This window comes from Mucilaginibacter sp. Mucisp86 (assembly GCF_047324315.1).
Taxonomy (GTDB): domain Bacteria; phylum Bacteroidota; class Bacteroidia; order Sphingobacteriales; family Sphingobacteriaceae; genus Mucilaginibacter.
Window position 1 is genome coordinate 6,046,150 of record NZ_CP168503.1, and the last position, 17,777, is coordinate 6,063,926.

Here is a 17,777-nt window from a genome sequence, read left to right on the forward strand (position 1 = left end):
GAGAAGAGCAAAATGACTTAATGACTATGTAATAATGACTCAATGACTAATTAATATGCTCAGGAATTATTTTAAAGTAGCTTTCCGTAATTTAGGTAAGCACCGTATTATCAGTGTCATCAATATTGCCGGGCTTGCCATTGGTATTACCGCGGCCGTATTTATTATGCTGTGGGTGCAAAACGAATTTAGCTTTGACAATTACCATAAGGACCCGGATAACATTTACCGGGTAAAAGTAAAGCTTTCCATTACAAAAAATGAGACCTGGCTTTGGGAGTCGTCGCCCTATTTGTTGGGTAGTGTTGCTAAAAAGGAGATTCCCGGTATTCAGGGCTATACTTTTCTGTGGCCCGGATATATGATAACTATCCACAATAATGGGCAACTGGTCTCCGAAAAGAAATATGCCTATGTGGACGCTAATTGGTTCGATTTTTTTCACTATGATTTTGTTGGTGGTAGCGCCGAAAGTTTTTCAAAAAATCCGTTTAGTTTAATACTTACCCAATCAACAGCCAAAAAATATTTTGGTAGCGCCGAACCTGTAGGCAAGGTGCTTAGAATTGATAGCGCAAATTACCAGGTGCAGGCAGTTGTTAAGGATAACCCGGCCAATTCAAGTTTCCAGTACGATATATTAATCCCTGTTGCTGCTAAGCTGAGCAGCCCGCATGAAAAACAGCAGGCCATGCAATGGGGAAATTACAACGGACTTACCTTTCTTAAACTACAGCCCGGCATAAAAACCGACGAAGCGGCAAAGAAGCTTACCGATATAGTGCGGAAAAACAATAAGGACAGCGAAAATACAACAATAAGTGTGGTAAAATTGAAGGATATGCATTTTGAAAGCGATTTGCAAAGCTCTTCGTTTGAACATGGCAACGGTAAGCTGGTAAATATATTTGTGGTGTTAGCGATATTGCTTTTATCCACGGCCTGTATTAATTATGTAAATCTTACTACAGCACGGGCCAATGTGCGTGCAAAAGAGGTAAGCGTACGCAAAATAGTAGGAGCTGGCCGACTTCAGTTATTTGGTCAGTTTATGTCCGAATCGTTGGTGGTAAGTGCACTGGCGTTAGTTTTCTCTATTATTTGTATCCAGTTGTGTATACCATGGTTTAACAGCATAACCGAAAAGCATTTCGTTCAGCCATTGACCTCGGCAGCAACCTGGCTTATATTACTCGGCACGTTAATGGTAAGCTTTGTGTTTAACGGTCTTTACCCAGCTATTTTGTTGTCATCGTTTAAACCGCTAAGTGTTTTTAAAGGCCGCAACGCGCTAAACATTAAGGACGGCAGCATTCGTAAAGTATTGGTAGTGCTGCAGTTTGGTATTTCCGTAATGCTGATCATCTGTACCATGGTTATCTATCGCCAGCTTAATTTTATGCAGAAAGCTGATTTGGGCTATAACCGTGAGCATGTATTTGCATTTAACATTCCATGGAGTGTGATGGGCTTTGACGACAAAAAGAGAATTTTAATGCTGAACAGCGTAGCTAACGAATTAAGAGAACAAAGCGCTATAAGCGCGGTAGCACAGTCGGGCAGTAATGATTTTTACGATAACGGCAGCAAAACTTCCGGGTCAATGGATTGGGATGGCAGGGCAAAAGACTACAATCCATCTGTAGCCACGCTATCTGCCGACGAGAATTTTCAACAGCTGTTGAGCTTGAAAATGAAAGATGGCCACTGGTTTAGCAAAGCCAAAGCCGATCAACATAACGTGATCTTAAACGAAACCGCTGTAAAGGAACTTGGAGTTCACAGTCCGGTTATCGGTCAGCGTTTTAAATTTAATGGCGATTCGGGAATAGTGGCAGGTGTTGTGAAAGATTTTAATTTCAGGAGCCTGCATGAAAAGATTGGGCCGATGGTAATTAACAATCATACTGATTGGGCCGGAGGTTTCTATATTAAAACCTCAGCTGGCAATACTTCTGCTGCTATCAAGGCGGCTCAAAAAGTATGGGATCAATTTGTACCCGACCAGCCGTTTGACTATAACTTTTTAGATGAAGGCTACAATAAACTTTATCATGCCGAACAACGTTCGTCAAGCCTGATAGCCGTATTTGCAGTGATAGCCATTTTAATATCAGCAATGGGCTTGCTTGGCCTGGCCGCTTTTGCCGCTGAACAGCGGGTAAAGGAGATCGGGATCCGCAAGGTACTTGGTGCCAGTGTTCAAAATATTATAGGATTATTATCGACAGATTTTCTGAAAACGGTAATAGTTGCCAACTTATTCGCTTTCCCGGTTGCATGGTATATGATGAATAAATGGTTGCAGGATTTTGCTTATCGCGTTGATATTTCCTGGTGGATATTCGCCGCCGCTGCTTGTATTGCGTTGCTTATTGCGCTGCTAACAGTTAGTATCCAATCTATTAAAGCCGCTTTGGCTAATCCGGTGAATAGTTTAAGGAGCGAGTAGGGAGCTGAAAGCCGAAGGCTTAAAGCAAAAGCAAGATAAGGGTGAGCTAAATGAGGTTAAACATCATTTGGCTCTTTTCGTAAAAAGCCTTAAGCTTTCAGCTTTCCCCTTTGACACTTTTTAACTATTCATTTAAAGCGTTTTGAGTATTATCGTATAAAGTATTGAAAAGGCACAAGTAAGCCCCGCTCCGGCAAACACACAATACCTGCACCAGGCACCAGTAAACGGGGCTCAAGGAATACTGCTAAATCGGAAATCGAACGCCCGAAATCCGAAATCAAAACCACTGTATCAATATCGTACACAAGGTGTTACGCTTACGAACAGTTGGTGATTTTTATTTGTTTTAAGTATTTGATATTCAGTTGATTTTGATTTTGGTATATGTTTTACATTGTAATCAAAAAATTGCTGTACGGTATGCTTAAAAATTACTTCAAGATAGCCTGGCGCAATATCGTGCGTCATAGGGGCTATTCTGCCATAAACGTTGCGGGTTTAACTGTTGGCCTGGCTGCCTGCCTGCTCATTTTTGTGATTATTCAGTTCGAACTTAGCTTTGATACTTTCAATCCCAATTATAAAAGCATCTACCGTATAGTTACCCAGGAAAAGCACGAGTCGGAAACCACTACCAATCCCGGTATTGCCGTTCCCGCTACTGACGCTTTAAGGCTGGATATCCCGCAGGCTAAAGTGGCAGCTTTGAACAGTAGCTATGGTAGTCAAATCACCGTTCCACAGGCTGCCGGAAGCAATATTGGCGATAAGAAATTTACCGAAAATATTGGCGTACTGTTTATCCAACCTCAGTTTTTTGATATTTTTAGCTATAAATGGCTGGCAGGAAGCCCGTCGGTGCTGGCCAGCCCAGACATGGTTGTGCTGGATAAAAGCTCGGCCATTAAATATTTTGGCGACTGGACAAATGCAGTAGGCAAGATCCTTAAAATGGATAATGTTTTAACGCTGAAAGTTTCCGGAATTGTAGAAGACGCCCCGGTTAACAGCGACTTTCCGTTTAAAGTAATGGTATCATTTGATACCTGGAAACAGCACCCTAAAGATTACAATTACAGCGCCGAATGGGGATCAACCAGCAGCAGCCATGAGGTGTTTATGCTGTTCCCGGCCAGCATGTCAAAAAGCAGTATCGACGCCCAGTTAAAAGCATTTTCAACCAAACATTTTAAAAAAGGATCAGCACAAACTACGCTGCTGCCACAGCCACTTGCCGATATGCATTTTGATACGCAAATAGGTAATCCCCTGGGTGATCATAGTACCAGCAGGGCTACCTTGCGCACTTTGTCATTCATTGCATTGCTGATCATTATTATGGCGTCCATTAACTTTATCAACCTGTCAACGGCGCAATCCGTTGGGCGGTCAAAAGAAGTAGGGATCCGTAAGGTGTTGGGCAGCACCCGCCCGCAACTGATTTTCCAGGTAATTGGCGAAACGACAATCATTGTTATTGCATCGGCTTTAATTGCTTTGGCAGTCGCCCGGCTGGCCATGCCTCAATTGAAAAACATTGCTAATGTGCCTGATACTATCAGCTTGTTTACCACAGGCAGCTTGTTGTTTTTAGTAGCAAGTACAATCACCATAGTTTTATTATCGGGTATTTATCCGGCATTGGTAGTGTCGGGTTTTAAACCGGTGCTTGCACTTAAAAATAAAATCACAGCCGCGTCAATCGGAGGAATCCCGCTTCGTCGTGCGCTTGTTATCGCTCAGTTTGCCATATCACAATTGCTTATAATCGGCACCATAGTGGCCGTAAACCAAATGGACTATGTTAACAAGGCCGATCTTGGTTTTAATAAAAACGCTTTACTGATCATTCCGGGTTACACAGATAGCTTGAGCCTTCATAAAATGGAATCATTTAAGCTGCAAGTTTTGCAAAACCCAAATGTTAAAGCCATTAGCTTTTCTTCGGATGTGCCATCGTCAGAAAACAATTGGGGCACAAATTTTGATTTTAACAACTCAACCAAAGATGTTGGTTTTAATACCTATCTCAAATTTGGAGATGTTGATTACTTTAAAACTTATGGGTTAAAGTTTGCCGCCGGCAAAGAATATGATGTAAGCGACACTGCAAGACAATATGTAGTTAACGAAACCTTCATCCATAAATTGGGCATCCAAAATGCTAATGACGCCATTGGTAAAACCTTACGTTTAGGCGGCGGCAAATGGCTGCCGATAGTAGGGGTAGTTAAAGATTTTAAAACCAACTCTCTTCGCGAGGCCATTAAGCCGATAGTAATATCACCGGCTAAGAAATTTGAAGGCCAGATAGGTATCAAAATCCAAACCTCCGATTTAAACAAAACCGTATCCCAACTACAAAAATTGTGGGAGGATACTTATCCCGAATACGCTTACAACGGTTATTTCCTGGATGATAATATTGCCAAATTTTACGAACAGGAAAATAAAATGGCATTAGTATACAAGGTTTTTGCAGGGATAGCCATATTTATATCATGCCTTGGTTTATACGGCCTGGTATCATTCATGGCAGTTCAGCGCACCAAAGAGGTTGGCATTCGCAAGGTGTTAGGAGCGTCTGTAAGCAGCATCGTATTCCTGTTTTCAAAAGAGTTTATGGTACTTATCGGTATCTCGTTCCTGATAGCGATGCCTGCTGCTTGGTACATCATGAACGGCTGGCTGCAAAACTTTGTATACCGCATTTCAATGAGCGCATGGATCTTTTTACTGGCAATAATATCATCACTGATAATAGCATGGGTAACAGTAGGATATAAGGCTGTTAAAGCTGCGCTTGTTAACCCGGTTAAAAGCCTGAGAAGTGAGTAGCAGCTGGCAGTGGCAGTTTACAGTTAACGTGCTATACAAGTACCAATAAACTAATGAACAAGTGAACCAATGACCAAACCATGGTAGGAAATTACATTAAAACCACTGTGCGTGGCCTGATGAAAAACCGGGCTTACAGCTTTTTGAATATAGCCGGCCTGGCTATTGGAGTGGCTTGTGCATCTATGATATTTTTATGGGTGCAGGACGAGCTTACTTTTAATCATAATTTTGTAAAGCGGGATAACCTGTACACGGTTCGTGAAAATCAAACCTATGATGGTAAAACATCTACATTTAGGGCCACTCCGGGGCCAATGGCTGCGTCGCTTAAGGCCGATATTCCGGGCGTAAAAAATGCTGCCCGTATGGCAGGTTCTGATAATATTGTATTTGCGCTCGGTGATAAAGCAATCAACGAAAATGGTTCCTATACCGACGCGGAGATCTTCCCGATGCTGAAACTCTCATTTGTACAGGGCGATGAAGCAAATGTTTTTCACGAACTGCATTCGGTAGTGATCAGCACTACCATGGCTAAAAAGTTTTTTGGTGAAGCCAACCCGGTGGGCAAGGCTTTGAAGATGAACAATGAGCAGGATTTTACGGTTACTGGGGTGTTTACAGATCTTCCTAAAAACTCTACCTTCCAGATGCAATGGTTCGCACCCCTGAAAAATATCGATCATATGCAGCCATGGATGCAGGACTGGGGAGCTAACTGGGCCCGAACTTATGTGGAGCTGGAACCATCGGCAGATGTTAATTCCGTTAACAAAAAACTTGCTAACTACATCGGCACTAAGAAAAACGGTAATAAAACAGTGTCATTCCTTTTCGCGATGAACGACTGGAACCTGCGCGATAAATTTACCGATGGTAAAATGGATGGCGGAAGGATTGAATATGTTCGCCTGTTTTCGGCGATTGCCTTTATCATTCTTATCATAGCCTGTATTAATTTCATGAACCTCTCAACGGCCCGTTCCGAAAAACGGGCCAAAGAGGTTGGCGTTCGTAAAGTAATGGGCGCCGGTAGGGGTAAGCTTGTAGCCCAGTTTATAGGTGAGGCTTTGATCATGGCATTCATTGCCGTTATTATAGCGGTGCTTTTAGTTTACGCTGCGCTGCCATCGTTCAATAACATGGTTCAAAAGGAACTTAATATAGATTTATTGCAGCCCCTGCATTTAACTTATCTACTGTCGATAGGTTTTGTTACCGGTTTACTGGCTGGCAGCTATCCCGCGTTTTACCTGTCATCGTTTAACCCTATTGCGGTATTAAAAAATATCAAATTACCATCGGCGGCGGGCGCAGGTTTCATCAGGCAAAGTTTGGTGGTGATCCAGTTTTCGGTATCGATTATACTTATCATCGGTACAGTAATCATATATCAACAAATTCAGCACGTAAAAAACAGGGAACTGGGTTATGAAAAAGACAACCTTGTTTACATTGATACCAAAGGCAAAATAACCGACCATTTTACCGCGATAAATAATGAGCTGAAGCAAACCGGTGTTGTAGCCGATGCGTCATTAAGCGAATATCCTATTTTGCAGATCTGGAGTAATACCGATAATTTTTCATGGGATGGTAAGGACGCATCAAAAAATCCGCTGATCACTATTGAAAGTGTAAGCCCCCAGTTTGTATCAACCATGAATATGAAGCTGCTTGCAGGCAGGGATTTTTATGCCAATGCCACGCTTGATAGTAGCAACGTGATCATTAACGAAGCCTTTGCCAAACAAATGGGTAAGGCCGGTCATGTGGGTGGTATTATCAGGGATGGTGGCAGTAAGCCTTACCAAATAGCCGGGATTATTAAAGATTTCCTTTATAATGATATGTATGTTTCTGGCGCACCGCTGATGTTGTTTAACCGCCCGCAAAACAATAACATCTTAACTATCCGCTTTAAACAGGGCGTCAATTTAACCGCTGCCCTTGCAAAAGCCGGCGAAGTTTATAAACGTGCCAACCCGGGTTATCCATTCGAATACAAGTTTGTTGATAGTGATTTTGATGATCTATTTAAAACAGAAGCCCTTACGGGTAAGCTGGCTGGCGTGTTTGCATCGCTGGCTATTGTAATATCCTGCCTGGGCTTATTTGGTTTAGCTGCTTACACCGCCGAAAGAAGAATTAAGGAAATAGGTATCCGCAAAGTGCTTGGGGCATCTGTGGCGGGTTTAACCGGCCTGCTATCGCGTGATTTTTTAAAACTGGTTGCAGTTTCTTGCCTGATAGCCTTTCCGGTTGCATGGTACGCTACCAATAACTGGCTGCAAAGTTACCAATACCGGGTAACTGTACAATGGTGGGTATTTGCCGTTGCCGGGATAGCCGCGATTTTTATAGCGCTGGCTACTGTAAGTTTTCAGGCTGTTAACGCCGCGCTGAGTAACCCGGTAAAAAGCCTCCGTTCGGAATAAGTTAGTCATTGAATCATTTGCTTTGCGTCATTAAGTCATTGATACGGCGTAAAGCAAAGAATGACTTAATGATCAAATGACGCAAAGCAAATGACATATTATAAATGACCTAATGATATAAGAGATGCTGAGGAATTATATAACAATCGCCTGGCGCAATATCCTTAACAATAAGGTTTACAGCGCAATTAATATACTGGGGCTTGCCGCGGGGATGGCGGTTGCGTTGATGATTGGCCTTTGGGTAGCTAACGAGTACTCATACGACAGGTTTTTGCCCAATTATGAGCAGCTGTACCAGGTTGAGCAGCATTTTACTACCCAGCATGATGGCGAGCATACACAAACTGCGGTTTCATTACCATTGGCTGAAGTGTTGCGTAAAGAGATCCCCGGGATAAAACGGGTTGCCGAAACCGATTGGATAGGGATGCAATGGCATGATTTGCTGGTGGGTGATAAAAAGCTTTATGTTGCCGGGGGCGCAGCCAACCCCGATTTTTTACAGATCTTTAAATATACCTTTGTAAAGGGCAACGCCAAAGATGTGTTTAGCCAACCAAATTCTATCATCCTGAACGAATCGACCGCGATAGCCCTTTTTGGTGATGCCGACCCGATCAATAAAGTAGTGCGTTACGATAACAGCCAGAACTTAAAGGTAACCGGCATTATAAAAGATATTCCCAAAAACGCCACACTGCAGTTTAGTTTTTTAACACCTTTCAGCTTTAAAGAAGCAACCGAAGGCTGGATGAAAGGTGCCCGCACCATGTGGACAAACAACTCGTTCAACATGTACCTGGAGCTGCAGCCAGGCGTAACTATGGAGCAGATAGCGCCTAAAATTAAAAACGTCGTATATGATCATAGTGAACAAATGCGCCCGGGTAAGCCTGAAGTGATCATCCACCCCTTAAAAAAATGGCACCTGTATAATGACTTCAAAAATGGGAAGGCTGTAGGCGGTTTTATTGATTATGTGCGCATGTTCAGTGTGATAGGTATTTTGGTGTTGCTCATTGCCTGCATCAATTTCATGAACCTTTCCACTGCCCGGTCTGAAAAGCGAGCCCGTGAGGTAGGCGTACGCAAAGCCATCGGATCCCAACGAAGCGATCTGATAGCCCAGTTCCTGGCCGAATCTGTAATGATCACTTTCATTTCATTTTTGTTGTCGATAGTGATGGTACAGCTGGCCATTCCGTCGTTTAATGCAATTGTGGGCAGTGCTATCAGCATCCCGTATACTAATATTTTGTTTTGGGCTGTGATGATAGCCTATGTGCTGTTTACTGGTTTATTGGCAGGTAGTCGCCCAGCATTTTACTTATCGTCATTTAATCCTGTGCAGGTATTAAAGGGCACTATCAAGGTTGGTAAATCGGCTTCATTGCCGCGTAAGGTTTTGGTGGTAATGCAGTTTAGCTGTTCGGTTGCTTTGATTATCAGTACTATCATTGTTTATCAACAAATTCAATATGCTAAAAACAGGCCTACCGGTTACAGCTCAGCCCGGTTAATGATGACCGACATGAGCGGCGATCTTGAAAAAAACTACAGTGCCCTTAAAAATGATTTGCTGGCAAGTGGTATGGTGGAAAGTGTTGCTTCAGCATCAAGCCCAATTACAAATATTTATAGTCATACAGGTATCGATAACTGGCCGGGAAAAGCCGGTGGAGAAACAGGCATAAATGTTGGTTCGATATCAGTATCTCCCAATTATTTTAAAACATTGGGTATGAACCTGAAGGAAGGCCGGGATTTTTCGGCAGAGTGGGCCGCCGATACAACCAATGTTATCATCAATGAAGCTGCAGTAAAACGCATGGGATTGAAAGATCCGATTAACAAAGTGATAAATTACAGCTTTATGGGGCGGGTCCACATTATAGGGGTGGTTAAAGATGCCTTGATGGAATCACCGTTTACTCCTGTGCAGCCGGCTGTATTTAACCATGGCCGCGGCGGCAATAACATCATGTACCGCCTGGCGCCGAACGTAAATATGCAGGATGCTATTAAACGGATAGGAAAGATCTTCGATACCTACAACCCTGCATATCCATACATTTACCAGTTTGTTGATGAGGAGTATAACCGCAAGTTTAGTCTTGAAGCATTAGTTGGCAAACTGGCCGGTGTGTTTGCCGGATTAGCTATTTTCATATCATGTCTTGGTTTGTTTGGGTTAGCCGCTTACGTGGCCGAACAACGTACTAAAGAGATAGGTATCCGCAAAGTATTGGGTGCTTCAATAGCGCAGGTGTGGCTGCTGCTGTCAAAAGAATTTATTTTACTGGTGATGTTAAGTTGCTTAATAGCAACGCCCGTGGCCTTTTATTTTTTGAAAGATTGGCTGCAAAAATATGATTACAGAATAATCATAGGTCCGGGAGTATTCATGCTTTCGGCAGTTGCTGCCATAATTATCACCCTGATCACCATAAGTTTCCAGGCTATAAAAGCAGCGCTGACAAATCCGGTGAAGAGTTTGCGCTCGGAATAGTCATTGGTTCACTTGTTCATTAGTTTCATTAGTGAACGCGGGCAAGTATAAACAATGGCTTATATGCGAGGGTGGTACCCAATAAACTAATGAACAAGTGAACTAATGAACATCATACTATGATCAAAAACTATATAAAAATTGCGTGGCGAAATTTGGTGCGTAACAAGGCTTATGCTACCATCAGTGTTATTGGTTTGGCTTTGGGGATAGCCTGCGGCGTATTAATTTTTACGCTTATTACCTACCACCTGAGCTTTGATACCTTTCATAAGGATAAAGACAGGATTTATCGTTTCTATACCGAGTGGCATGACCAGGGTGTAGAACGGGCCGGAGCCATACCGCAACCAATGGCGAAAGGATATCGTAATGACTTTGCATTTAGCGAAAAAACAGCAAGATATATTAGTTTTAACAAAACGCTGATCACTATTACTAAAGGAAGCGAAGTTAAAAAGTTTGGTGAGGATAACGGCGTTGCCTTCGTTGAGCCGGAGTATTTTGATATCCTGAATTTTCCACTGCTTAAAGGCGACAGGAAAACTATTCTTGCTAACCCGATGGAGGCCCTTATTACAGAAAAAATGGCCCAAAAATATTTCGGTAATGAGAATCCGATAGGCAAAGTTTTTAAGCTGGATAACAATATCAGCGTTACCGTAACAGGTGTGTTGCAGGATTTACCAAATAACACCGACCAAAAGCAGCAGATCTTTATTTCGTATGCAAGCATGGATGCTTATGCAGGTAAAGATCGCGAAAATAACTGGGGAGGCGTTTACAGTGGCTGTCAGGGCTTTACCAGGTTAAAGCCAGGGGTTACCAAAGCACAGGTTGAAACGGCTATGCTGCAATTGGTAAAGAAAAACTATACAGGTCGTGATTTACAGGTTTGGCGCTTTAAATTACAACCTATAGCCGAAATGCACTTTGACCGCGAGTTGGGTGGCTATGCCGATAAAAGCTATTTGTGGGCGCTGTTCTTTATCGGGGTGTTTCTGATTATCACTGCCTCTGTTAACTTTATAAACCTGGCTACAGCACAGGCATTAAACCGATCAAAAGAGGTAGGGATCCGTAAGGTGCTGGGCAGCCAGCCTTTTCAATTGTTCTGGCAGTTTATCGCAGAGACAGCAATTATCAGCGTTATAGCCGTTGGCGTAGCCATTGGTTTATCTGAAATCGCCCTGCCTGCATTGAATAAACTGTTTCACGCAAACATGGCCTTTAACTGGCCGCAGTTAAGCTTGTTTACAGTTTTTATTACAGTTATTGTAGTTTTTCTTTCCGGCTCATATCCGGGACTGGTGCTGGCAAGGTTTCAGCCTATTAAAGCGCTCAAAAGCAAACTTTCGCAAAAAGATGTTGGCGGGTTTTCACTGCGGAGGGTACTGGTGGTTACCCAATTTACCATCTCGCAGGTGCTGATCATTGGTACCATCATCGTGGTATCGCAATTGCATTATTCGCAAAATGCAGATCTTGGGTTCAATAAAAATGCCGTAGTGCTGGTGCCGCTTCCTCAAAACGATAAAATAAAGATGAGTACGATGCGCAACCGCATAACCGAAATCAAGGGGGTTGAAAATGTAACCTACTGTTATAGTGCGCCGGCAGCCCGTTCCAATAGCAATACGGGTATTCAATATGATAACCGCGCCGAGGATGAGCACTGGAGCATCAATACCAAACAAGCTGATGAAAATTACATTTCTACTTTCGGCATCAAACTGGTTGCCGGCAGAAATTTTTTCAAGGGCGATTCAGTAAAAGAACTTTTGGTGAATGAAACCTTTGTTAAAAAATTGCGCCTCAAACCGCAGGATGTACTTGGAAAGCAGATGGCTATTAATGGCCGGGATTATAAAGGAACCATTGTTGGCGTAATGAAGGATTTTTACAATTACTCCTTTCATACTGAAATTTCACCCCTTTGTGTAATGCCTAATTATCAGTCTCTTTCTAACGTAGCAATAAAAATAGATATGCGCAATGCTAAAGCTACCTTAGCTGCCATTGATAAGATCTGGAACGAAACCTTCCCTGAAGAATTATATTCATACCAATTTCTGGATGATACCATAGCTCATTTTTACGAAATGGATAATATCCTGTTAACGCTTGTTGAAGCGTTTGCCGGTATCGCTATTATCATAGGTTGTCTTGGTTTATATGGCCTGGTATCGTTTATGGCGGTACGTAAAACTAAAGAGATTGGGGTACGCAAGGTACTGGGTGCAAATATCAGCAGTATTTTATGGTTGTTTGGTAAGGAGTTTAGCATACTGTTGTTAATTGCGTTTATAATAGCTGCTCCGCTGGCCTGGTGGGCAATGCATAATTATTTAAAGGATTTTCAATACCGGATCAGTATCGGCCCGCAAATATTTGTTATATCGATACTATCGAGCCTTATAATAGCCTGGATCACGGTGGGTTATAGGGCCACCATGGCCGCGTTGGCCAACCCGGTTAAGAGTCTGCGCTCTGAATAGTTGGTCATTGAGTCATTTTGCTTCGCGTCATTAAGTTATTGCAAAGACGTAAAGCAAAAATGACTTAATGACCATTAGAATGACCTAATGATATAAAATATGCTTAGAAATTACATCAAAATAGCCTGGCGAAACATCGTCAATAACAAGGCTTATACAGCTATCAATGTTTTGGGATTGGCAGCCGGGATGGCTGTTGCCCTGATGATAGCACTTTGGGTTGCCAATGAATATTCATATGACAGGTTTTTGCCCGATGCAGACCGGGTATACCAGGTACGCCGTAATTTTAACAGTAATGGCGAAACACTTACGTTTAGTTCAACTTCGCTGAAGCTATCCGATGTGTTACACACCATTCCTGAAATTGAATCTGTAGCACCTACCGACTGGACAGGTACGCATGGCCTGATAGTTGGTGATAAAAAATTATCGATTACCGGATTACAAGCAGGAAGCGATTTTCTGAAAATCTTTTCTTATTCTATGTTGCAGGGCAGCCGTTCATCAGCTTTGAAGGATGCCTATTCAATTGTTTTAACAAAGGCCACCGCCATTGCTTTGTTCGGTACGGAGAATGTGATTAATAAAGTTGTACGGATAGATAACGCGTATAATCTGAAGGTTACCGGTGTAATTCAGGATGTTCCCTCAAACTCGTCGATGCAATTCAGGTTCGTGATACCTTTTAGCCTTTTGGAGCAGACACAGCCCTACATGAAAGGTGCTCATGACAGTTTTGGCAACAATAGTTTTCAGATTTTTGTGAAACTTAAGCCTGGTGTAAGCTATCCCAAACTTGCTGCCAAGATCAGGAATATCGAAAAAGAAGAGGATAACATCAACGCTAAAAACTCCGAAGTGATCATGCAGCCAATGCTTGACTGGCACCTGTATTCTGACTATAAGAATGGTGTTGCCAGTGCTGGCTTTATTGATTATGTGCACATCTTTAGTGTGATCGGTGTACTGGTATTATTGATAGCATGCGTTAATTTCATCAACCTAACAACGGCGCGTTCCGAAAAGCGCGCCCGCGAAGTAGGGATCCGCAAGGCCATTGGCTCGCAGCGTCAACACCTCATCTTTCAGTTTCTGACCGAATCGGCCTTGATCACCTTTATATCTTTTATTTGCTCGATACTTTTTGTAAAGATTGCGCTTGCCCCGTTTAACGCGCTTACAGGTACTACAATCACCATACCTTTTAATAATATCACTTTCTGGCTTGTAGCTATTGGCTGTATGTTGCTTACTGCCTTAATCGCCGGTAGCAGGCCTGCATTTTATCTTTCTTCATTTAATCCGGTTAAAGTTTTAAAAGGCACTATCCAGGTTGGCCGCTCTGCATCTTACTCCCGTAAAATATTGGTGGTAATGCAGTTTAGTTGTTCTATTGCGCTGATCATTAGTACGGTAGTGATCTATAAACAAATCCAGTATGCCAAAAACAGACCTAATGGGTACGATCTCAACAGATTGATGGCGACAAATGCCAACGATGACCTCGGTAAACACTTTGATGCTTTCAAAAATGAATTGATTCAAAGCGGAATGGTGCAAAGCGTTTCATCGGCATCAAGTGCTGTTACCGATATTGATATGCACAACGATATTGACCAATGGCCAGGGAAATTTGCCGGTGAAACCGTTGAAATGGGCGTAATAGCTGTAGCCAATGATTATTTCAAGACTGTGGGTATGAAAATGCTTGCGGGAAGAGATTTTAACAATGCAATTTCAGATTCGTTAAACATTATTTTTAATGAAGCAGCGATTAAGCGCCTGCGACTTAAAGGTGACCCGATAAGCCAGGTAATAACTTATGGTGGTAAGAAATGTAAGATAATTGGCGTAGTAAAAAACGCGCTGATGCTATCGCCATTTGCACAGGCCGACCCAACTATGTTTTTATACAATAACGATCCGCATGGGAATATGATTTACCGCCTTTCGCCAAAGACAAACCCTCATGATGCAATTGATAAAATAGGGCAGGTGTTTTCAAAATACAGCCCGGCTTATCCTTATACATATCGCTTTGTTGATGATGATTACAACCGCAAATTTGGCCAGGAAGTATTGGTAGGTAAGCTGTCGGGCATATTTGCCGGTCTGGCCATTTTTATCTCATGCCTTGGACTGTTTGGCTTAGCGGCATACATCGCAGAGCAGCGCACTAAAGAAATTGGAGTACGCAAGGTATTAGGTGCAACAGTAAGCCAGCTATGGTTTTTACTATCGAAGGATTTTGTATTGCTGGTACTTATCAGTTGCGTAATAGCATCACCGGTGGCATTTTACTTTTTGCAGGGCTGGTTACAAAAATATGATTACAGAATAACCGTAGGGCCCGGTGTGTTTATCTTATCAGCGATAGCGGCTATAGTGATTACACTGGCAACAATTAGTTTCCAGGCTATTAAAGCGGCGATTGCCAACCCTGTTAAAAGTTTACGCTCTGAATAATTGATTGGTCATTGAATCATTTGCTCCGCGTCATTAAGTCATTGATAAAGTAGCAAAGCAAAAATGACTTAATGACCCAATGACATAATGAAATAAAGAGATGATAAAAAATTACTTCAAAACCGCCTGGCGGAATATCTGGAAAAGCAAGGTTTTTTCCGCTATTAACATTTTTGGATTGGCCGTAGGCATGGCAGCTTGTATAGTAATCACACTGTTTGTGTATTACGAAAAAAGCTTCGATAGCCTGCACACTAAGAATATCTACCGCTTAAACGAGGTGCAAAAGTTTGAGGGCATGGGAGCCACGCAAAAAGTTGCCTTATCTATGTTTCCGATGGGGCCGACGCTTAAGGCCGATTTTCCGGAAATAAAAAACTTTACCCGTGTGCGCTGGCAGCAAAAATTTCCGCTCAACAACGGACTTAAACGTGTATACATGCCACAGGTGTTCTTTGTGGACTCGGTTTTTTTGAAGATGTTTGATTTTAAACTACTGAGAGGTGACCGGGCAACTGCTTTGTTAAAACCACGCAGCGTTTTGTTAACCGAAGATGCTGCAAAACGCATATTTGGTAATGACGACCCGGTAGGTAAAACCGTTACCAATTACGGGCAGGATACCATAACTTATTCGGTTACAGGTATATTAGCTAACGTTCCCAAAAATTCACAATTGCAGTTTGATTGCCTGTTTTCGTTCAGCAGTATTTATAAACCCTGGATGTTTACCAATTGGGGCGGAAACTGGCTAAACACTTATCTTGAACTGGCTCCCGGCACCAACGTGGCAGCACTTGAAAAGAAATTTCCGGCTTATCTTGAAAAATACAGGGGCAAAGGAGGTTCTAAAAGTTATGAGCTTTTCTTGTTATCCCTTAAGGATGTGCATTCTAATTCGGCCGATATAGGGTTGGATTATATCAACTATCAAAAATTTGATAAGCATATCACTAACTTATTTACGGTGATTGGCATTATTGTTCTGATCATTGCATGTATCAACTTCATCAACCTTTCCACTGCGCGCTCATCTGAGCGGGCTAAAGAAGTTGGCGTGCGCAAGTCTATCGGTGCCGGTCGTTTTCAATTGGCAATGCAGTTTCTTGGCGAAACGGTGTTGCTTTCCCTGATCGCTTTAGTTTTTGCCTGTATTTTGGTAAGCATTGCAGTTCCTTTTGTAAATAGTTTAAGTCAGCGCGATATCAGTTTGCCATTGCATGATAACAAGATGCTTATAGGAGTGGTGCTTATAAGTACCGTACTTGTTGGTATTATTTCGGGCATATACCCGGCACTTTTCCTATCGTCGTTTCAGCCCGTTAAGGTATTGAAGGGAGCTATAGCATCGGTAGGAGGTAATAGGGTGCCGTTGCGAAATATTTTGGTTGTAGGCCAGTTTACAAGCGCTGTGATTTTGATGATTGCAACCGTGCTGGTTATCAAACAGCTTAAGTTTATGCAAAAAAAGGATCCCGGTTTTAACCGAGATCAAATTGTAAATGTTCCATTGGGGCTGATCCCTCAAAACAAATATGATCTGTTTAAGCAGGAACTGCTCTCCAACTCAATAGTACAGGGAGTTACCGCATCGCAGGATATTTTAGGTAGTCATCTTGATCAAACCGGGATCTCATTTAAGTTGGGTGATTCGCCTTTGCGCCAGCTTACCTCAACCTTGCTGGTAGTTGATAATAATTACCTTGATCTGTATAAGATCAAGCTGCTGATGGGAAAAAACTTTTCTACCGATACTTCGGCAGTTTGGAAGCAGTATATCATCAATGAAGCGCTGGCTAAAGAGCTGCTGAAAGATCATAAAGGGAAAAACATGGAATCCTTATTAGGGCAAAGATTTGGTTTTGATTCGTTGGGGGTAATTACCGGTATAGCTAAAGATTTTAACTTCAATTCCCTGCATTATAAAATCGAAACGCTGTTCCTGGTAAATGGTAAAGGGTTTAACCAAATGTCGGTTAAGATCAACGGCGGCAGGGCTAAGGATGCTGTGGCATTCATTCAGGCTACCTGGAACAAGGAATTTCCAGGGGTGCCTTTTGAATATCAATTCCTTGATGATCATTTTAAAGAAGTTTACAGCGTTGACAACCAGGTAAGCACCGTAGTGAGTATTTTAGCTGGGCTGATCATCATTATATCCTGTTTGGGACTGTTTGGTCTGGCATCGTATTCGGCCGAGAAACGGGTTAAAGAAATTGGTGTGCGCAAAGTGCTTGGTGCATCGGTACAAAATATAGTGATGCTGCTTTCGGGCCATTTTGTAAAACTGGTATTGATTGCCAACGTTATAGCCTGGCCAATCGCCTTTTACGCCATGAGTAAATGGCTGCAGGATTTTGCCTACCGCATTGATATCAGCTGGTGGGTATTCGGTATAGCAGGGTTCACCTCGCTCATCATTGCATTTGCAACTGTAAGTTTCCAGGCCATTAAAGCAGCGGTAGCTAATCCGGTTAAAAGCCTTAGATCTGAATGAATTTTACTCATTGAGTCATTTGCTTTGCGTCATTAGGTCATTGAACGCTGGCAAAAAATGACTTAAT

Annotated in this window: 7 protein-coding genes; all 7 read left to right on the forward strand. The window is 42.4% G+C overall.

Features of this window, described 5'->3' with window-relative positions; genetic code table 11:
- The first annotated feature begins 55 nt into the window (after nucleotides 1-55).
- On the forward strand, nucleotides 56-2,452 hold the full coding sequence (locus tag ACEN9X_RS25280) for an ABC transporter permease (protein ID WP_413667772.1): 2,397 nt from the start codon (nucleotides 56-58) through the stop codon (nucleotides 2,450-2,452).
- Between the two features lie 387 nt (nucleotides 2,453-2,839).
- Complete coding sequence (locus tag ACEN9X_RS25285) at nucleotides 2,840-5,293, forward strand: ABC transporter permease (RefSeq protein WP_413667773.1); 2,454 nt, start codon at nucleotides 2,840-2,842, stop codon at nucleotides 5,291-5,293.
- 80 nt (nucleotides 5,294-5,373) lie between these two features.
- Entirely contained in the window at nucleotides 5,374-7,734 is a 2,361-nt protein-coding gene (locus tag ACEN9X_RS25290; protein WP_413667774.1) for an ABC transporter permease, read from the forward strand.
- A gap of 124 nt (nucleotides 7,735-7,858) precedes the next feature.
- Complete coding sequence (locus ACEN9X_RS25295; RefSeq protein ID WP_413667775.1) at nucleotides 7,859-10,246, forward strand: ABC transporter permease; 2,388 nt, start codon at nucleotides 7,859-7,861, stop codon at nucleotides 10,244-10,246.
- Between the two features lie 119 nt (nucleotides 10,247-10,365).
- The gene (locus ACEN9X_RS25300) at nucleotides 10,366-12,744 is read left to right on the forward strand and encodes an ABC transporter permease (protein WP_413667776.1); all 2,379 of its coding nucleotides are present in this window, start codon (nucleotides 10,366-10,368) and stop codon (nucleotides 12,742-12,744) included.
- Between the two features lie 99 nt (nucleotides 12,745-12,843).
- Complete coding sequence (locus tag ACEN9X_RS25305; protein WP_413667777.1) at nucleotides 12,844-15,213, forward strand: ABC transporter permease; 2,370 nt, start codon at nucleotides 12,844-12,846, stop codon at nucleotides 15,211-15,213.
- 100 nt (nucleotides 15,214-15,313) lie between these two features.
- Nucleotides 15,314-17,710, forward strand: a complete 2,397-nt coding sequence (locus ACEN9X_RS25310) for an ABC transporter permease (protein ID WP_413667778.1) — start codon at nucleotides 15,314-15,316, stop codon at nucleotides 17,708-17,710.
- The last annotated feature ends 67 nt before the right edge of the window (nucleotides 17,711-17,777 follow it).

Bases quoted from the DNA above. Each gene is read 5' to 3' on its own strand.
- ACEN9X_RS25295 (WP_413667775.1), top strand. From the start codon at position 7,859: ATGCTGAGGAATTATATAACAATCGCCTGGCGCAATATCCTTAACAAT.
- ACEN9X_RS25300 (WP_413667776.1), top strand. From the start codon at position 10,366: ATGATCAAAAACTATATAAAAATTGCGTGGCGAAATTTGGTGCGTAAC.
- ACEN9X_RS25290 (WP_413667774.1), top strand. From the start codon at position 5,374: ATGGTAGGAAATTACATTAAAACCACTGTGCGTGGCCTGATGAAAAAC.
- ACEN9X_RS25285 (WP_413667773.1), top strand. From the start codon at position 2,840: ATGTTTTACATTGTAATCAAAAAATTGCTGTACGGTATGCTTAAAAAT.
- ACEN9X_RS25280 (WP_413667772.1), top strand. From the start codon at position 56: ATGCTCAGGAATTATTTTAAAGTAGCTTTCCGTAATTTAGGTAAGCAC.
- ACEN9X_RS25305 (WP_413667777.1), top strand. From the start codon at position 12,844: ATGCTTAGAAATTACATCAAAATAGCCTGGCGAAACATCGTCAATAAC.
- ACEN9X_RS25310 (WP_413667778.1), top strand. From the start codon at position 15,314: ATGATAAAAAATTACTTCAAAACCGCCTGGCGGAATATCTGGAAAAGC.